The organism is Leptospira gomenensis, from assembly GCF_004770155.1.
GTDB lineage: Bacteria > Spirochaetota > Leptospiria > Leptospirales > Leptospiraceae > Leptospira > Leptospira gomenensis.
The window spans coordinates 57002-74005 of sequence record NZ_RQFA01000063.1 but is presented as its reverse complement, the minus strand read 5'-3'; the positions used below and the strand labels follow the sequence as shown (position 1 = coordinate 74005).

17 protein-coding genes are annotated in these 17004 nt (G+C 47.3%); 9 read left to right on the top strand and 8 right to left on the bottom strand.

Features of this window, described 5'->3' with window-relative positions:
- Positions 1-368: 368 nt before the first annotated feature.
- Positions 369-1439, bottom strand: a complete 1071-nt coding sequence (locus tag EHQ17_RS14140; RefSeq protein ID WP_135595653.1) for a CARDB domain-containing protein — start codon at positions 1437-1439, stop codon at positions 369-371.
- Positions 1440-1668: 229 nt separating this feature from the next.
- Here EHQ17_RS14140 and EHQ17_RS14135 point away from each other — a divergent pair, with 229 nt between their 5' ends.
- On the top strand, positions 1669-1959 hold the full coding sequence (locus tag EHQ17_RS14135; protein WP_135595652.1) for a YciI family protein: 291 nt from the start codon (positions 1669-1671) through the stop codon (positions 1957-1959).
- Here EHQ17_RS14135 and EHQ17_RS14130 read toward each other — a convergent pair.
- The 3 genes from EHQ17_RS14130 to EHQ17_RS14120 all read right to left on the bottom strand — a co-directional run bounded on the left by EHQ17_RS14130 (position 1956) and on the right by EHQ17_RS14120 (position 6315).
- Positions 1956-3281, bottom strand: a complete 1326-nt coding sequence (locus tag EHQ17_RS14130) for an adenylate/guanylate cyclase domain-containing protein (protein ID WP_135595651.1) — start codon at positions 3279-3281, stop codon at positions 1956-1958. The two genes, EHQ17_RS14135 and EHQ17_RS14130, sit on opposite strands and share 4 nt — an antisense overlap.
- Before the next feature lie 105 nt (positions 3282-3386).
- On the bottom strand, positions 3387-4292 hold the full coding sequence (locus EHQ17_RS14125; RefSeq protein ID WP_135595650.1) for a glycosyltransferase family 2 protein: 906 nt from the start codon (positions 4290-4292) through the stop codon (positions 3387-3389).
- 10 nt (positions 4293-4302) lie between these two features.
- The gene (locus EHQ17_RS14120; protein WP_135595649.1) at positions 4303-6315 is read right to left on the bottom strand and encodes an O-antigen ligase family protein; all 2013 of its coding nucleotides are present in this window, start codon (positions 6313-6315) and stop codon (positions 4303-4305) included.
- Between the two features lie 217 nt (positions 6316-6532).
- On the opposite strand from EHQ17_RS14120, the gene EHQ17_RS14115 reads away from it, so the two are divergent.
- The 7 genes from EHQ17_RS14115 to EHQ17_RS14085 all read left to right on the top strand — a co-directional run bounded on the left by EHQ17_RS14115 (position 6533) and on the right by EHQ17_RS14085 (position 11891).
- Positions 6533-6835, top strand: coding sequence for a sulfate transporter (locus EHQ17_RS14115; RefSeq protein WP_135595648.1), 303 nt, complete (start codon positions 6533-6535; stop codon positions 6833-6835).
- On the top strand, positions 6832-7269 hold the full coding sequence (locus tag EHQ17_RS14110; protein WP_135595647.1) for an LIC_11090 family protein: 438 nt from the start codon (positions 6832-6834) through the stop codon (positions 7267-7269). The genes EHQ17_RS14115 and EHQ17_RS14110 overlap by 4 nt, the downstream gene beginning before the upstream one ends.
- A 69-nt stretch (positions 7270-7338) precedes the next feature.
- Complete coding sequence (locus tag EHQ17_RS14105; RefSeq protein WP_135595646.1) at positions 7339-8295, top strand: MbnP family copper-binding protein; 957 nt, start codon at positions 7339-7341, stop codon at positions 8293-8295.
- Between the two features lie 55 nt (positions 8296-8350).
- Positions 8351-9550, top strand: coding sequence for a methanobactin export MATE transporter MbnM (locus EHQ17_RS14100; protein WP_135595645.1), 1200 nt, complete (start codon positions 8351-8353; stop codon positions 9548-9550).
- Positions 9522-10412: a laminin/fibronectin-binding adhesin Lsa30 gene (gene lsa30 / locus EHQ17_RS14095; RefSeq protein ID WP_135595644.1), complete on the top strand. Its 891-nt coding sequence runs from the start codon at positions 9522-9524 to the stop codon at positions 10410-10412. Before EHQ17_RS14100 ends, lsa30 begins: the two co-directional genes overlap by 29 nt.
- The gene (locus EHQ17_RS14090) at positions 10412-11455 is read left to right on the top strand and encodes an LIC11086 family outer membrane transporter (protein ID WP_135595643.1); all 1044 of its coding nucleotides are present in this window, start codon (positions 10412-10414) and stop codon (positions 11453-11455) included. Before lsa30 ends, EHQ17_RS14090 begins: the two co-directional genes overlap by 1 nt.
- A 127-nt stretch (positions 11456-11582) precedes the next feature.
- Positions 11583-11891, top strand: a complete 309-nt coding sequence (locus EHQ17_RS14085; RefSeq protein WP_135595642.1) for a DUF1272 domain-containing protein — start codon at positions 11583-11585, stop codon at positions 11889-11891.
- 43 nt (positions 11892-11934) lie between these two features.
- Here the strand turns inward: EHQ17_RS14085 and EHQ17_RS14080 are convergent, their stop codons facing one another.
- On the bottom strand, positions 11935-12552 hold the full coding sequence (locus EHQ17_RS14080; protein ID WP_246057559.1) for a hypothetical protein: 618 nt from the start codon (positions 12550-12552) through the stop codon (positions 11935-11937).
- A 22-nt stretch (positions 12553-12574) separates the two neighbouring features.
- Entirely contained in the window at positions 12575-13582 is a 1008-nt protein-coding gene (locus tag EHQ17_RS14075) for an adhesin OmpL37 family surface protein (RefSeq protein ID WP_135595641.1), read from the bottom strand.
- 140 nt (positions 13583-13722) lie between these two features.
- Here EHQ17_RS14075 and EHQ17_RS20200 point away from each other — a divergent pair, with 140 nt between their 5' ends.
- The gene (locus EHQ17_RS20200; RefSeq protein WP_246057558.1) at positions 13723-14460 is read left to right on the top strand and encodes a hypothetical protein; all 738 of its coding nucleotides are present in this window, start codon (positions 13723-13725) and stop codon (positions 14458-14460) included.
- A 59-nt stretch (positions 14461-14519) separates the two neighbouring features.
- Here EHQ17_RS20200 and nhaC read toward each other — a convergent pair whose 3' ends face one another.
- Together nhaC and EHQ17_RS14060 are read right to left on the bottom strand one after the other, a co-directional pair.
- Entirely contained in the window at positions 14520-15962 is a 1443-nt protein-coding gene (gene nhaC / locus EHQ17_RS14065; RefSeq protein WP_135595640.1) for a Na+/H+ antiporter NhaC, read from the bottom strand.
- Positions 15949-16998 carry a pseudouridine synthase gene (locus tag EHQ17_RS14060; RefSeq protein WP_135595639.1) on the bottom strand — a complete coding sequence of 350 codons (1050 nt, stop codon included), beginning with the start codon at positions 16996-16998 and terminating at the stop codon, positions 15949-15951. Before EHQ17_RS14060 ends, nhaC begins: the two co-directional genes overlap by 14 nt.
- Positions 16999-17004 lie beyond the last annotated feature (6 nt).

The following is a 17004-nucleotide window of genomic DNA, read 5'->3' as shown; positions in this document are numbered from 1 at the left end:
TCCTATTTTCTCCGAAAGATCGATAGAAAATGATAACATTTGAATATTCAAAAAAATTAAAATGGTGCGCTGCAGTATTTCCGCTTCGATCGCTCACGCGGGGCCCTAAAAAAGTTCTAAAATTTTTCGAAAAAAAACAGGAACCGGTCGGTCCACCGCGTTTCCGATAAAATACCGTCGGAATTCCGACTATGACCACCACACGAAAAAACGTTCGAAAAAAAGGCGGATCTGTGATAGGAGAGTCTTCCCGGAAGTTTTCCCGCCACCTCTCCTCCTCCACCCAATCAGGGTGGGGCCGCCGCGTATCACGGACGAATCGTCGTAATTCCGACAACGATCAGTCTACGGGAACGTTTTGTCTCGAATCAACCGGGATGATTTTTGCAATAATCATCCGGAATCGTAATTTCCAAACTCTTCTTATATACGTTGTTCTTCGTATCCGATTCCTGAATCCAGTTACCGCGGTTCACTCTCAGATCAAAGGTATGCGAGCCTTCCATAAACGACGGATCTCTTTGCAAGTAATAGATAGGAAACGTAACGGTAACGGTTTGACCGGGCTGAATCGCTTCCAACCCGATTCCGTTACCCCAAACCCCGTTTCCAGCGCCCCAAACTTCACCTTTGGTATCGAGGGCGCTCAAAAGACCCACGTTCAAGGAGGAAGGGCTGGCCGAGTTTCCTATGTTTTTGACTTCGGCGGTGATAAAAAGCATCGGCTTTCCCGCTCTACATTTCATCCCGCTCGGATAAATCGAAGCGCGAGGAATCACTAAATCGGGCAAAATGTTCGATGAATTCGTGATTTGTAAAGAAACACAAAACGTGTTGTTGTCTTCCTTCGATTCCGAAATGATCTCTTCCGGATCGACGTTCACACAAAGATTGTACGATCCTGCGGATGTATCTCTTGGAATCTGAAGTCTTTCCTGCAGAAATTCCCCATGTCCCGGCGCCAAATCCTTCGTAACAAACAAACTACCCAAACGGATCGGCTTTGCCTCGACCCCATCCTGATTTTTAGAAAGAAAAAAATCGACTTTATAACCTTTTTGGGAAGGAGAATTTCCACTGGCAGTCGCGTTTCCGGAATTCATGATAAAAACGCCTTCTTGAAAAACCGTTCCAGCCGGAAGAGAAAAGAAATTCGTAATTCCCGTGGGAATCAGATCCGGACCTTCACTCTGCAAAACGTTGGGATCGAATTCCGAATTCGAAATCATTTCCGGCCGAGAGGAATGATTCGGAACCGAATCGCTCGCGTCAGTGTTCGTTTGCGATTCGATTCCGTCCGTATTTCCCACCTTCGCCACGAGGGAAAGAAGCGGAATCGTAGCGTCTTCACTGCGAGAATTTTGATCACATCGAACAAAAATCAGAAGAGTAATCAAAATAAAAATCGTTTTCGCTTTTGTTCTAAAATCCAGAGTCATAAAATTCTCCTTTGGGAAAGGAAATCGTCCGTATCCTTTCTTGTGTGGAAAACATACAACTCGAGCCTTCCCGACTGAGACAAAAACCGGAACTATTTCGCGACTCATTGAAAAAAAAGAACGAAGGAATTTCGGTTTGTAAACGATACGATCGGTCGTTTCCGTTCGGGAAACATTCCGATGAATTTCGCTTTAAAACAAACGAATCGTTTTTAGTTTTGGAACTTCCATGAAACAGTTTATCGTAATTCTGCGTTATCTCGTTCCCTTAGAAATCGTGGATCGCCACGTCCTGGAACACAGAGAATATCTCTCCCAAGGATACGAACAAAAAATCCTTCTCGCATCCGGACCGCAAGAACCGAGAACCGGAGGAATTTTTATCGCGCGCGCAAAAGATCGCAATACGATGGAAGAATTCTACCGCCGCGATCCGTTCCACAAAAACGGAGTCGCGGAATACCAAATCTTAGAATGGAATCCGATAAAATTCCAAAAGGAATTCGAATTCTGGCTTTAGACCTTCCCCAGTTCGAACACGACCACGGGCTCCTCTCTTCCTTTTACTTGTAAGGAGGAGATATGTCTTCCCGGAACCTTGTCTTTTACGGTTTGAAACACCGCTTCGGTAACGAGCAACTTAGTGCCGAATTCCTTGTTCAACTGTTCCACGCGGGACGCGAGGTTGACCACATCCCCGATGATCGTATATTCCTTTCTCGCTTCGGAACCAATGTTTCCAGTCATCGCCGAGCCGTAGTGTAAACCGATTCCGATCTGCGTATCCGGGATTTTTCCCTCTTGATTGAGTTGTTCTATCTTACGCAACAGGGCCAGAGAAGCGTTCACCGCGTTTTCCACGTCATTGCCCGAATCGGAAAGAGGCGCCCCGAAAACCGCCATAAAACCGTCTCCCAAGAATTTATTGATCATGCCGTTATGAACGTTTACGATATCGATGAGATGGGAAAAGATATAGTTGAGATAATCGATGACTTCTCCCGGAGAACGTTTTTCGGAAAACCGCGTGAAATTGCGGATATCCAAAAACATGACACAAACGTGTTTCGATTCCGAAAAATTCCCGGTCTTCTGCTCCAAAAGTTTGTCCACCACATCCGGAGAAACGTATTGACCGAACATACCGATCACCTGATTTTTTTCCTGAACGGCGGCGGAAGAAGCGACTAACGCACGTTTGAGCTGCAAAGCGACGAATCCGGCGATCACACCTGAGAGAAAAAACGTAGCCGACTTACCGATCAACGGCGACAAAGAAGTGAAAAACTTCAAAGAAATCGAATTTTGCACCTGTGGATTGACGTGAATCGAAAGCGCTAAAAATTCCAAACCGGCCACCAACCCGGTAAAAACGCTCAGAAAAAACTCCAAACGTAACACCGAAAGGATGATAAAAACGAAATACACCAACGTAGCCGGGGAAAACAAAGCGATGAGCGGGGATTCAAAAACTCCCATATTGATCCACAACAACGCGGTTACGAAGGAGATTTCGACAAAAGCGTTCGCAAATCTGCCCGTCGCAAAAATCACCTTTCCCCGTTTCTGAAAATAAAGAAGCAGTCGATACACTCCGTATTCGTAAGCGGCGATCGTAAGCGTGACGGCCAGCGTGGTTCCGAACGGAAAATTGATTCCGGCTTCTCTCGCAATCTTTTCCTTTAGGAAAAAAAACGCGAATCCGATCACGCTCACCATAAATAAAAAATAGGAAAACAAAATCCTCGTCCGCATGATTTCGCTTTTAAGAATTTCGTGAGCAAGAGCGTCCATCGTCTGACTCTTGATCTTTTTTAGAATCTCATTCATACCTTCTAACATAACAACTCCTGAATATAACCGAATTTCAAGCCGGTAGAGTGGTTGATCGTAAATGCGGGCTATAAAAAGAAAACCAGAAATCGAAACGCGACTAAAAAAGAAAGATCAACCCTTGGACCAAGTTTCTTCCTGAAGTAAAAATCGTTTTAACGCAAAACCGAATGAGGAATCGAATCCGTTCTCTAAAACTCGAGACAAAAGGAGGTCATCGGATTCGTTCCAAAGGTTTCGTTTGACTCTTCCTTGTTTCAATATGTTCCACTTTATAAACAGAATTCTTTCCGCGGACTTCCTCTGTATGTCGTTTAATAAATCGGAATTCAATAATTTTAGAATAGAGTAAATTCGAAATCGATCCATCACGGGATAACGGAAAGAGAGTTGGTCCTCGTGTCCCGCATAACGTATGAGAAGAAGTTCGTCCAAAAGGCGCACCGGATGACGCGCTGTAATCCGCAGCCAAAGATCATAGTCTTCGCACGCGGGAAGTGATTCGTCCATTCCGCCGGCGTTTTGATACAACTCCTTTTTTAGTAAGACGGAAGACGGGGTGATCGCACAAAACTCCAGACTCAAATCGAAAATGTCCCCGTTTTTTTTGAGAAGATGAACGGGAGGATTGATTCTTCGACCGTTGCGAATCCAGATTTCCTGCGTTTGCAAAATTTCCCCGCCCTCTTCTTGGATCGTGTCCCATTGACGTTCCAACTTTTGCGGAAGCCATACGTCGTCCGAATCCAAAAAGGCGATCCAATCCTGATTCGCGTTTTGAACACCCCGGTTGCGTGCGCGACTCACTCCACCGTGTTCGAGCGAAAGAATCCGGAATTTATCCCGTTGTTCCCGAAACTTTTCGTTTAATACGAAAACGGTTTCGTCGTCCGAACCGTCGTCCACGATCAATATCTCCTCGGGAAAAACGGTCTGAGAAAAAACGCTCTCCAACGCGGCACAAATCGAATCGGCTCGGTTATACGTTGGAATGACGACTGTGACCGGAACGGATCGCATAACGTAAAATTCAGAAGCCCGGAGAAATCCGGATTCGAACGCAGAATTTTCTCGTTTCCGGATCCGAGATTTCCCGTTTCCAAAAAAGGGAAAGGTCAGGAAAAAATTCGTCCTCACGCAAAATACATTCCGTTTTCAGAATATTCATTTTATCGAATTCATCGGCGTAAAAAGAATCCGTCCAAACTTCTCCCCGGGAAAGTCCGGTTTTAACCGTTTTTCGACGATTCCATTCCGCGGAAAAAAAATCCGCGTCCGCAAACGCCTCGAAATCGGCGCGAATTCCTTTCTTCCCCGAAAAAACGGGCCAACTGCCGTTTCCCTCCAAGATCCAGAGCTCGGACGGATCTTTGGCCGCGGGAGGTTGATAAATTCCGTATCGATATCGATTCGTCGGAAAGAAGAATACGGAGCAAAACAAAAGCAAAACGAACAGGATCGACACGAAAAACGGTGCGACTCCTCCGAATTCCGCGAAACGTTTTTGAAACTCCGATCGCTTTTCCGAAAAGAAAAAAGAAAAATCCGAAGCGGCTTGCCCGGAACCCGAGAACGACAAAAAACAAACGATCCATAGAAAATAAACGGAACGAAGGTAAAACCATTCCTGAAAAAACGAATATACCAACACCGCAAACATCGAACCGAATAAAAAAGAAGCCCTCAAAACGGAGCCGTTTCTCGTTCCTTCCTGTAATCGTTCGTAAAGGAAAAACCCCCATAAAAAAGAGAAAAACAAAACCCCGACGAGACCGGTTCCCGAAAAAACCTGGATCCACTGATTGTGAGAAGTATGATATCCGGCGGCCCGCCCGTTCGAATCCGCACAACATTCGTTGAACCATCCGAAGGATTCGAATCCGCCGCCTAACAAAAGTTTGTCGATTCCGATTCGAAATCCGGTTCGGAACTGCACGAAACGTTCCGGATCCGCCTCTTTCGAAACGTATAGGACGAAAAGTGGAAACAGAATCGCTACGGAGACGATCGCCGCCGCGGACAAAAACGAAATCCGTTTTCTAAGATTCGGGTCTATTCGTATTTTAGAATATACGAAATGAATCGAAGTTCCGCAAACGAGGGCCGCAAACGCCAAAAATGCTCCCCGTGCACCGATCCAAACAAAGGTGATCCCCGTTCCCGCCAAGACGGAAAATAAAAGCGCGGATTTTACGAAAGGACGAGAAAAAAACGACCGAAATCCTTCCGTTCGGAAAAAGGAAAAGAGGGTTTCAAACAAAAACGGAAACGAGGCCACGAGATAAACGGCAAACCAACTTCGATTCCAAAAAAGGGATTGGATCGCCGTGTTCGGAAGGATCCGATCCGAAAAGGGTAGTATAAGATGAGGAGGAGCGGTAAGTTTGTAACCGTCCAACCAAATATGATATGCGTCTAACAACGATTTTACGGTTGGAAAAAAATACTCCGACCAACCGATCACAACCGAAAATAAAAATCCGAAGGAAACTCCGAAACCGAACCAAAACGTAAACCTACTTTCCTTACCGATCGAACGCATCCAAACCGTTCTCGACAAAAAGCCGAACGAAAAAAGGAGCCCTGTTCCCAAAACCTTAAACGGATAAAACGGTTCGAGCTCCGTGGAATGCAAAAATCCGAACCAGGATTTTCTAAAATACGTCCAATCGGCGATCAGTTCCGGATTGACCGCCAGACTCAAACTTCCCGCTCCAAAAAAGGCGAACAACAAAAACGGAGACGGAGACGGATTCGTTTTCCATTCTCCCGGAAAAAATAAATTTCCAAGTAGTTTGGATCGAAATGCCTCGGCCGTTCCCCGCACGCTCCAAAAAATCCAAAGACAATCCTGGAGTTCCAAAAATCTTCCACCGGGATGATTGCCGAAAAACGGGCCCGAAGCCGCGAGCAAAAACGTAGCCGCGATCGGAGAAAAAAAATCGAGAACCGCAAAGAGGAGAAAAAAAACGCTAAATCCGATTCGAAATTTCCAAGGATAAAAATCGAACAAAGGAAGGATCAAAAGGAGCGCAAACGCCATCCATCCAAACAAACCGAAATCGCACGGACGCGGTCGGCGTTCGCCATTTCGGGTCGTTTCTTTTTCGGTTTGCATGAGATACAAAAACCAAAACGTGTTTTTTTCGAAACATAAAATCCGAAGAAGTCCGAACGGATTTTGTCCCTTGTGAAATCCGGGGATTTTTTTGTTTCCAGAAAAAATCCGTTCCTAAAATGGGAGTATCGCGTTCCTTTTTATGTTGCAACTGGAAGAATCCACAATCTATCCCGATAAGGATCTGTTTCGGATCGAATTTCGTAAGAATATATGTTCCATCGAATCTTCGGAAATGGAGGAAATCCTTTCCAAAATTCGGGAAATCCGCCCCGCATCCGTCGCGCTGGATCTAACGCCCGTCGTCGCCATCCCTTCCATGGTGCTCAATCGTATTCTAAAATTTATCTCCGAATTAAAGAAGGAGGAAATCGCGATTTCCGAAGTAAAACTCAGCGAGGGTCTTCAATTGGTTCTTTCCAAACTGAAGATCACCCTGGGATGAAATCCTTCCTTTCCCTCTTCTTATCAGTCTCCGTTCTTTTCCAAGGAATCGTCTTCTCCAGCGGTTTATTCGGTTGTGTCCTCTCCGAAAAGGCAAAAATCTGCGAATGCAATCACGGAAGCAGATTGCAAAAACACTCGAACGGAGAAGACGCGCGGTATTTCGACAAAACGTTGGCGGGTGCAACCTCGACACAAACGGGGCAGCTTCCCGATTGTCATTCCGCAAAAAAGGGAGAAACACATACCTGCGCGTGCAAAAAGGCGGAGAACAAACTTTCCCAGTTGCGCGCGTTCTATTCCGCCTGGTCGTCCCCTCTTCCGGTCTCGTATCCGGAACCTATCTCAGAAATCCATTGTATTCTCAGTTTAGAATATTCTAATACTGGAATTCTACTTTCCCGTATTCCCTTCGAACCTCCTCGTTTTTCCTAAAGCTCCTCACACGTTCCGAAGTTCCCGGACTCGGTTCGTTTTAAATCGGGAAATTTTTAGGAGTCATTTATGTTTAAAAAAACTGCGATCCGTCTATGGATCTGTATTTTCTGTGTTTCACTCGTTCATTGTCCTTGGGACAAAAAAAAGGACGATAACGAACTTTTGACGATGGCCGCGGCCGTAGCCTTCTCGGGAGTTCCAGGAATCCAATTCGGAGCGTATGCGGGAACGCAAAAACTCCAATGCGGAGCGACTCTGCGCGGACACGAAAACGTCCTCGAAACCGTTCCGTTTATTCCGAACGCTCATATCGCCGAAAGTACGACCTTTCGTCTGCACGATTTCCGATTGTACGTCCACGGAGTCGCGTTGATCACCGACTCGGGAGAGGAAATTCCGATCGTTCTCAACCAGGACGGTAAATTCCAAACTGGAAACGTTAGTCTCCTTGACTTCGAGGATAAAACCGGACAATGCGACGGTACCGTAGAAACCAACAACACGGTTTCGGGTAACGTTCCTTCGGGAATCTTCCGGGGAGTCAAATTCATCGTCGGAGTTCCGGAAGAACTCAATCACCTCGACGCAGACAATCAACCCGCCCCTCTGAATCTTTCGGGTATGTTCTGGGGTTGGACCGGAGGTTACAAATTCTTAAAATTGGATTTTGAAACCGATGAAACCGTCAATGCGGCCCAGGGTGCTTCCTTTCATATAGGAGGCGGAGATTGCACCGGAACCGGAAGTACGAGCACCTGTGCCAGAGCCAATCGGATTCCCGTAACCTTAACGCCGGAAGGAGGATTCAATCCCGCCACACAAGAGATCAAAATCGACATACAAGCCCTGTTACAGGGAATCGATCTCGCCGCCGACCCTGCCGCGGTGATGTGTATGTCGGCGACGGCGGGAATGATGAGCGCGGGTTGTGCCACGCTTTTTCCGAATATCGGATTGGTACTAGCGACTGGCCAACCGCAAACCGCAGTTCAACCGGTGTTTAAGATAAAACCTAAGAATTAGAAAGTGTACGTTTTCGGCCCGGAACGAATGTTCCGGGTTTTTTAAGGGAATCTATATGAGATTTTTTGTATATTTAATTTTCGTGATATCGTTTCTAAAATGCGGTTCGGGGGTTCTTCCTTTCTCTCCTTTCGAAAAGGAAAAAAAGAAAGACGAAAGTTGGCTCGTTCTTCTGGGAATTCCGCAAAACTCCTACGTCTGGAATCTTCCGAAAGGATTTCCCGTCCCTTTGGTGCCGGCCACGAACCCGATGACTCAGGAAAAGGTGGACCTGGGAAGATTTCTATTTTACGATACGAAACTTTCCGGAAATCGAACACAATCCTGCGGAAGTTGCCACTTACAATCCAAAGCGTTTACGGACGGACTTTTAACGGCAGTGGGTTCCACGGGTCAGGCGCATCCTCGGAACTCCCAAGCGTTGGTCAATATCGTATACAACCTACGACAAACCTGGGCCAACCCGGTGCTGCGCGAGTTGGAGGATCAGATGTTCGTTCCTTTGTTCGGGGAATCGCCCGTCGAACTCGGATTAGCCGATCGCGAGGAAGAACTCCTGGATCGACTGAGAACGGACGCGAGATACGCGGAAATGTTTCCGAAAGCGTTTCCTATCGGGGATCCCTTCACCGTCCCCAATATGATCAAGGCGATCGCAAGTTTCGAACGCACTCTGATTTCAGGCCGTTCTCCTTACGATAAATATCTGTATGACGGCGATTTATCCGCGTTAGGCGACACGGCAAAAAGAGCGTCGATCCTACGCGGAGCCCAGATTTTTTTCTCCGAAAAAGGGGAATGTTTTCATTGTCACGGAGGTTTCAACCTATCCGCGACCAGCGTTCATAGCGGAACGGTTTTGGAGGAAGTTACCTTTCACAACAACGGTTTGTACAACGTAGGCGGGACGGGAAACTATCCGGCCGGCAATCAGGGAATTTTCGAATTTACCGGACAAAACTCCGATCGGGGAAAATTCAGGGCTCCTTCCCTCCGCAACGTGGAATTGACGGCGCCGTATATGCACGACGGCTCCATCGCCACGCTGGAGGAAGTCGTCGAACACTACAATGAAGGTGGAAGAAACCTGACCGTCGGTCCAGACGCCGGAGACGGGAGATCCAACCCCAACAAAAACGCGTTCGTATTTCCCATGGGTTTGACCGCCGGAGAAAAAACCGACTTGGTCAATTTCTTAAAAAGTTTAACGGATACGGAGTTTGTAAATGATCCGTCCCACAGCGATCCTTTTTAAATACGCGCTCGTCCTCGTCGCGACGGGCGCCTGCACCTTCGGCTCGGTCGGCAATTCCGAAAAAGAGGAGGCCAAAACCCTACAAAGACTTTTGACTCTTTATGGACAACGTCCTTCCTCCTTTTCACCTAACATTAATTATACGGATGACCAGCAGGATGCGAACATTTCTTCGTTCGACGTAGTTTCCGGAACCTCGACGTATCGTATCCTTCTTCAAACCGGTTCCGAAATCATTTGGAACGGCGTATCGATCCGGATCAATCCCAACCCGGTCCCGGTCGTGCCCGGACAATCGAGAACGATTTCCAACGGAGAGCACTCGACACAATCGCACACTCCTTATACGGTCCCTTTGGATCTTCCCGTAACTTCTCCGTACGCGCAGGAGTACGGAACTCCCTCCTTTACGGATAGCGGAATGGAGACCTCGAACGGAACTATTTTGACCGGAGACGTACACGTGTCTCAGGCTCCCTCGATTTCGGGAGCGCCCGCGGGTTATTTGGCTTCGGTAAAATATAAAATCCGGTCCATGGATCTTCGTTTCCGGATCGAAAGGACCGTACCGGCCGGTGTGACGCGTAACGTGAGAATTAGGACCACCGATTTCGTTACGGAACTTTTTCCGCGTTGCAGAATCGACGTCGCACCCGAACTACAAGCGGCGTTTCCGGTAAACTGGCTTTGGAACGGAATTTTTCCGGATCAGAACGGGGTTTCCCTGTTGGATACGATTTCGGCGCTTGCGGATCCGGTGGAAATCAATCCGTATCAGAATACGAACCTCTACGTATCGATATTGGCCAATATCTCCCGACAAGACAGAGTCGTATTTCCGACCGGCTGCACGGTATTTTAATGAAACATAAACTTCTAATATTTCTCGCCCTTTGTTCGTTATTCGCAGACTCCGCCTATTCACACCACACCGGAATGGGAGGAAGCGACCAGGCCTCAACCCGTTTCGTGGATCCTTTCACCGGCAAACGCGAAAAACCAGCGAACTACTTCGTATTAACGCAGGATTTTTATAAACAGACAAACGAAAACAGCAATATTCATACTACTACGTTCTACGGGGAAATGAACCTGAAAAACGGAATGTTCGCCCTAAATCTGAGCACTCCCTACAATTATTACGAGCAGAAGAACAGATCGGACGCCGCTCGGATCGGCAAAACGTATATCGGAATCAAATACCTCCCTCTGATAGATTTCCAAAAAAATTACTTCGTAGTATTGAGCGCCAATCTGGGTTTTCCGTCCGGCCCTGACACGGACAAATTCACCGGAGGAAATTACTATTCGGGAATCCCGGGATTAACCCTCGGTTATCTGACCGGGAAGTTCAGTTTTGTGGGAAAGGCCAGCGGAATTTTTCCCTTGTCCAAATCGAGACCGAACAATCTCCAAGACAACGACGGCATTCCTTATTGGCTTCGAAATCCTTCTTCAACCGCGCCCGACGAAGTTTACGAGTTAAAAAAAGCCACGCTCCTTTCCGCCTACGTCACTTATCTTTGGAAGCCGGGTCTTTCCTTTTTCGTAGGATATCTTTATAGAACTCCTTACGAAGGAGTGGATCTCAAAAAAAACAACGAAGGAAAAGTCCCCTCTATCTTTCGGGAAGCGAGCCTGGGGTTCTCGGTGAATCTTTCGGAGCGGCTGAATTTCAATCTATCGTATCGATATCCTTTGTATCGAGGCGATGATTATCGTCTTTACGATTACGCCATCACCGCGGCCGTATCGATCGAAATTACAGAATTAGAAAATTCTAAATTAGAAAAATACGATTTCACTTCCGATCAGGAAAAAGTTCCTGAGAAGGAAAAGGTTTCCTCCGAAAACTCCCCCGAATCGGAGCGAAAGACATCGGAAGACAAGATCGAACAAAGATAAAACCCCGCATACGTTGATTTCATCGTCAACGTAACACGACTTAGATTTTGGAATCAACGACTCGTTTGGGGAAATGAAATAAAAAAAAACGGATTGTTTTTCCGCGAATCGAAAACAGCGTACGGTCATGCTCGAACTAAGACCGGTCTGTGAAAATTGTGGAAAGGATCTTCCTCCCGAAACCAAGGATGTAGTGATCTGTTCCTTCGAATGTACGTTCTGCGCGGAATGTAACGAACGTCACCTCCACGGTATTTGCCCGAATTGCGGAGGAAATTTCGTTCCTCGTCCCATTCGTCCGAAAACGAATTGGAAAGGAGACAACTATTTGGGAAAATATCCGGCGGGCACTTTCAAAAAGATCAGACCGATAAACGAAGAAGAACACGAACGATTCGCCAAAAAACTTTCGGCGATCCCTCCCGAAGAACGTTGAAATACGTTAAACGAAAAGATCTCGAGTCGTCGCCGAACACGCGTTAAAGACGTTTCGCTTTTTTTACCGGAACGTTTTCGTAACCGTCCGGCGTTTCGAAACCCATCGTTTCAAGGGCCGAAAGCGAATAACGGATCGATCTTCCGTAGAGGACGATTGCATACGAATCGTTCCTATCCCGGTCGAACTTTTCCGCGAGAGCTAATTCCTCTTTGGCCATTCGAAAATAAGACGCCGCGCGTTCTTCCCTACGTGCGTCTGGAACCGTTTCTTCCTTATGATCTTTTCCGTGAAGATACGCTTCCGAATAACGGACGATCAACCCCTGTGCGAGCTTTTTTCCCTCTTCGGCAAATTGTGGGGTGATCTGCGCGACGGCGCGTTCCAAAAGAAGAAGGGACTCCTCCCTTTCCTGAGAGGTTCCGGATCGATACGCGTTTTGAAAACGGTTTTGAGAATTTTTCAGACGTTCCCAGTTCGAGTTCTGGTTCCGATAAGGAACGGACTTAGCCGATTCCTCCAGAACTTTAATCCTGCGCTCCACGTTTTTTTTCTTTTCGCGGAAGGAAAGCGCCCCCGGATAGGATACGCCTTCCATTAGAAAACAATAAATTAGAAAAAAAGAAATCGTTTTAAAGACGGTATAAAACGCCGTTTTCATTCGTAATTCCTTTTCCCCTTTTTTAATTGCCGGTTTTCGTCGGAATAGGAGGAAGCGTTTCCTTACGGACCATATCGTCCGTACGAATCTCGTCGTTGCTCATATCCATAAACGAAACCCTTCCCGAGGTTATGATGGAATAGTTGTCGTCGTGTACTTCCAATATGTCCACCGGTCTGTCCTTCGATTCACCCGGGGGAACGATGGTCCGTTGGAGAAGATCGTTGTCTATATAATTTATGAGCGTATTGCGGATCCTTTCGTAATCGGAGATATCCTCTTTTTCGGCGGTAGCTTTGATATCGTCGAGATTGACGAATTGATATTCGGGTTTGTCTTCGGCGGGAGTTTTGGAGGCGATCATGGCGAGTAACGCGAACCTTCTTGCCCTTCTCGCGATCTTCATACCTTCGCTGTGTAAAAGCAGCTTATATCTGAACTGATACGGCGCGGAATTATATGCAGTTGTGAAATGATCCTCCGAACTTTTCAGATCCCGAAAACCGAGTCTCAAAAGGTGTTGCGCGATTTTATCGTTGCTTCGTACGATCAAAGGGGATGCGTGTTCCAGGATTACCCGCGAGTTCTGAAGATACAATTCATGAGTCGCCTGATAAAGGTCCTTCATTTCCCCTTGCGCTCCGCGGAGGTTTTTAAAGGAAAGACTGTAATTGCTCTGATAATACCACATGTTACCGTTGAAATCGAGTTGGTTCGCCTTTTTTAAACTCGTGTAGGAAGGAAGAGCGTTCAACTTTTTATAAAGTTCCTCTTTTCCGCCCGGTCCCGTTCCGGAATTCGTAGCGGATCCGGTTTCCGCCTTGGTATTGTTAGGCGGTTGTTTATCTGTTTGGTTTCCTTCCTCCAAAATCGGGGCCATATTGCTTACGCAAATATTGATGAACTTCAGATTGATTTTGTTTTCCCCGATAAGGATCCCGAGATTGGTCTGATCCGGCGACACGGCCCAAAGGAGTTCTCCGGAAATAAGAATGAAGGCGATAGACGCTGTTAAAATTCTGGCAACCATGGTTTTCTCTATCTTTTTATATCGGCCTTCGCTCGGGTTTCCAAGGAAAAAAAGAGGGAATTCGACGATCCATCGGGTGAAAATGGGGTGATTTTCCGGGGATCGGATTGTATCCGTTATTCCGGGAGAATTTGAAACGAATGAAAATAGAAGCGACCACCGTACTCAAAGCCACCACAAGGGCCTCGTTCCATATCTTAGCGAATGTGTTGTTTTTTTCCCTTTTGGGATTGACCTTAAACCTGATCCTCCTCGCGTTTTTGTTTCCCGAAATGAAATCCCTAACTTCGAATATAGGCTCGATGCCGATCGCAAGAGCCGGAGGAATCGGCGCCGTTATCGCGTTAGTCGTAATCGTATTCGAACTCTGGCCGGTCACACTGATCGTGCTCTGTTTCGCCGTGGTTTTTCCGGGACTTCACTTTTTATACGGCAAAAAACGCGGGATCGACAAAGCACTGTATTCCTTCGCGCTCAACGAAAACCTGGAACTGGTCAGCGGATATCTTTCCGAAAAACTGGAAACCGCAATCCGCAAACGGGCGGAATCGGACCGCTCCTCCGGTAAAAATTTTTCCCTGGCCGAACAGATCCGAAATCTCCCGTATTATCTTTCCAAATTGGAAGACCTTCCCTCCCCCTTCCGTTTTCTGGTCGCCCGTTTTTCCAAGAAGTTGAAACTGGATTCGTTGTTAAACGAAGTGGGAGACGGAATTCAGGATAAGGAGAATCCTAGTTCCGAAGAGTTACAAAAGGTTCTGAGCCGTTCGGTCCGTATTTTGGTCCGAGAATCGGTATCCCCTCCCTCGTTTGCGGGCTGGTTTTATCTTTGTGGGATCGATTTAGGAGTGTTCGTCCTATTAAAAACGTTTCTTTGAATATTAAAAAAACAGAATATTTTTTCCAAATCGAATAACGCGCGCTAAACGCCAGGGTTTCAACCGGGAGATTCCGCGTTTTCGGAATTCGATACGGGCGAACTCTTACGGATCGTCCATCCGGTCCACGCGCACAACAGGGAAATAAACGGACTGACGAGATTGAAAAACGCAAACGGTAAAAACACGACGACCGGAACACCCAACGCCGCCGCCATAAACGAACCGCAGGTATTCCAGGGAACGAGCGCCGAGGTGACGGTTCCCGAATCCTCCAGAGCACGGGAAAGATTTTTCGGATCCAGTCCTCGTTCCTCGTACGCTTTTTTAAACATCTTACCTGGAACCAAAATGGAAAGATATTGATCGGAAGAAAGTAGATTGGAAGCGAAGCTCGTCAGAATCGTTCCGGTCAAAAGCGAACGGTCCGTGTTCGCGAATTTCAAGATCGCCTTCGTGATCTTTTGTATGAATCCTGCCCCTTCCATAGCGCCCGCAAAAAACATCGCGGAAAAAATCAGCCATACCGTGGGAAGCATCGAGGCCATACCTCCTCTGGAAAGAAGAGCGTCGGTCAGCTCGTTTCCCGTATCCGCCGAATTCCCTTTGGAAGCAGCCGTCAAAACTTCCCGATAAACCGCTTGAAAGTGCAGATCCGGGTGTTGCAGGAAAATTCCGGAGATAGCTCCGGACAAGATTCCCGCAAGAATGGAAGGGATCGCCGGAATTTTGAAATAGATCAAAACGAAGGTGAGAACCGGAGGAACGAACAAAGCCGGATGAATGCGAAACGTCCTGGACAAAAGGGCGATCACCTCGCCGACTTTTCCTTCGGAAGTTTCGTTTCCGGCATAACCCAGACCGATCACGGTGAAAGCGACCAACGCGATCGCCATCGCGGGAATCGTAGTATATAACATATGTTGAATGTGTTTGAACAAAGGTGTTCCCGCGATCGAAGACGCTAAATTCGTCGTTTCCGAAAACGGAGAAAGTTTATCGCCGAAATACGCGCCCGAAACGACTGCCCCAGCGGCGACTCCGGGGGAAATTCCCAGAGTGATTCCGATTCCCATAAGCGCGATACCGATCGTACCCGCGGTGGACCAGGAACTCCCGGTGATCAAGGATACGATCGAGGACAAAAAACAGGCTGTGACCAAAAAGAAGGAAGGTTCGAGCAGTTTCAAACCCCATACGATCATAGCGGGAACGATTCCCGACCAAATCCAAATTCCGATCAGTGAACCGATCAACAATAAGATCAACACCGGTTTGAGTACGTTCTTCAAAGAATCCAGAATGTATTCTTCCAGCGATTCCCATCCCGTGCCGCGACGAATTCCCAGAAGTGCCGCGACCGTTCCGGATAAAATCAAAATCATCTGCGCGGGTCCGTCCACGGTTCCGTTTCCGAATACGAAACCCGCGTATCCCAACCCGGACACGAGTACGACGACCGGAATCAAGGATTCGAAAAGTCCAGGGTTACGAACGTTCATAAAAATCCTCCGGCAAAGGGGCTCGGATCTTCATCCTTTTTTTCGTAACCGGATGGACGAATCGCAGCGCATACGCGTGTAAGGCCTGTCTTTGCATTCCGAGACGCAAAGTCAGATCCGGATTTTTCCCCTCTATAAATTCCAGAAAAACCTCCTCGTCCTTTCCGTAAAGTTTATCCCCGAATAAGGGGAACCCAAGGCCGTATAACGTGGCCCGGATCTGATGCATCCTTCCGGTCGCGGGTTTACACAGAACGTATGAACCTAAATTTTCATCCGGATCATACGTTTTTACTCGCGGATCGGACGAAACGGAAATGGATTCAATTTTTCTAAAATAGGTCAGACAGATTTCCCCTTTCGGGAAAAAATCGTTTTGTTTAGGAAAGAAGGATCCGGACTTATTTCGGAACCTAAACCCGTAACCGGACGTCTCCGAAACGGAGAACTTCCTTTTTTTCCTGATTTTGGAATCAGGGTCCGGGGTCAAAATCCCGAAAGCTCGGACTCGTTTCGGAAAACTACCATACACTTTCGTAATATAGTATTTTTGAATATTCCCCGAAGAAAAAAGAGCCGCGATCGAGGAAGCGGTGTTCTGATCCTTTGCGAACAACACTACGCCGGAGGTTTCCCGATCCAAACGATGGATCGGAAAAAGATTCGGACGATTTCCGGATTCGGCGAGCAGGGTCAAAAGATTTCCCTTACGATAAACGCCAGCGGGATGAACCGGCAGATCTCCGGGTTTATCGACCGCGATCAGAAATTCATCCTCGAACAAAATCCCGTAGTCGGTGCGCACGGGCGGTTCTTCCGGAAACCGCGGAAGATAAACGACGGTTTCCCCTTCCTTCAAAACGGAGCCTGGTTTGGCCTTTCTTCCGGAAAGTAGAATCCTTTCCGCACCGATCTCTTTTTGCCAAACCGTTCGGGAATGATACGTGAACTTTTGGGCGAGGAAATGATCGAGACGAAGTCCGGAATCCTCTGCGCCCACCGTAACGCTCAGAGTGGACGTAGAATCGGTCCGCATATCGTG

Coding starts and splice junctions, on each gene's coding strand:
- EHQ17_RS14140 (WP_135595653.1), bottom strand. CDS start 1,439: ATGACTCTGGATTTTAGAACAAAAGCGAAAACGATTTTTATTTTGATT.
- EHQ17_RS14135 (WP_135595652.1), top strand. CDS start 1,669: ATGAAACAGTTTATCGTAATTCTGCGTTATCTCGTTCCCTTAGAAATC.
- EHQ17_RS14130 (WP_135595651.1), bottom strand. CDS start 3,281: ATGTTAGAAGGTATGAATGAGATTCTAAAAAAGATCAAGAGTCAGACG.
- EHQ17_RS14125 (WP_135595650.1), bottom strand. CDS start 4,292: ATGCGATCCGTTCCGGTCACAGTCGTCATTCCAACGTATAACCGAGCC.
- EHQ17_RS14120 (WP_135595649.1), bottom strand. CDS start 6,315: ATGGCGTTTGCGCTCCTTTTGATCCTTCCTTTGTTCGATTTTTATCCT.
- EHQ17_RS14115 (WP_135595648.1), top strand. CDS start 6,533: ATGTTGCAACTGGAAGAATCCACAATCTATCCCGATAAGGATCTGTTT.
- EHQ17_RS14110 (WP_135595647.1), top strand. CDS start 6,832: ATGAAATCCTTCCTTTCCCTCTTCTTATCAGTCTCCGTTCTTTTCCAA.
- EHQ17_RS14105 (WP_135595646.1), top strand. CDS start 7,339: ATGTTTAAAAAAACTGCGATCCGTCTATGGATCTGTATTTTCTGTGTT.
- EHQ17_RS14100 (WP_135595645.1), top strand. CDS start 8,351: ATGAGATTTTTTGTATATTTAATTTTCGTGATATCGTTTCTAAAATGC.
- lsa30 (WP_135595644.1), top strand. CDS start 9,522: ATGATCCGTCCCACAGCGATCCTTTTTAAATACGCGCTCGTCCTCGTC.
- EHQ17_RS14090 (WP_135595643.1), top strand. CDS start 10,412: ATGAAACATAAACTTCTAATATTTCTCGCCCTTTGTTCGTTATTCGCA.
- EHQ17_RS14085 (WP_135595642.1), top strand. CDS start 11,583: ATGCTCGAACTAAGACCGGTCTGTGAAAATTGTGGAAAGGATCTTCCT.
- EHQ17_RS14080 (WP_246057559.1), bottom strand. CDS start 12,552: ATGAAAACGGCGTTTTATACCGTCTTTAAAACGATTTCTTTTTTTCTA.
- EHQ17_RS14075 (WP_135595641.1), bottom strand. CDS start 13,582: ATGGTTGCCAGAATTTTAACAGCGTCTATCGCCTTCATTCTTATTTCC.
- EHQ17_RS20200 (WP_246057558.1), top strand. CDS start 13,723: ATGAAAATAGAAGCGACCACCGTACTCAAAGCCACCACAAGGGCCTCG.
- nhaC (WP_135595640.1), bottom strand. CDS start 15,962: ATGAACGTTCGTAACCCTGGACTTTTCGAATCCTTGATTCCGGTCGTC.
- EHQ17_RS14060 (WP_135595639.1), bottom strand. CDS start 16,998: ATGCGGACCGATTCTACGTCCACTCTGAGCGTTACGGTGGGCGCAGAG.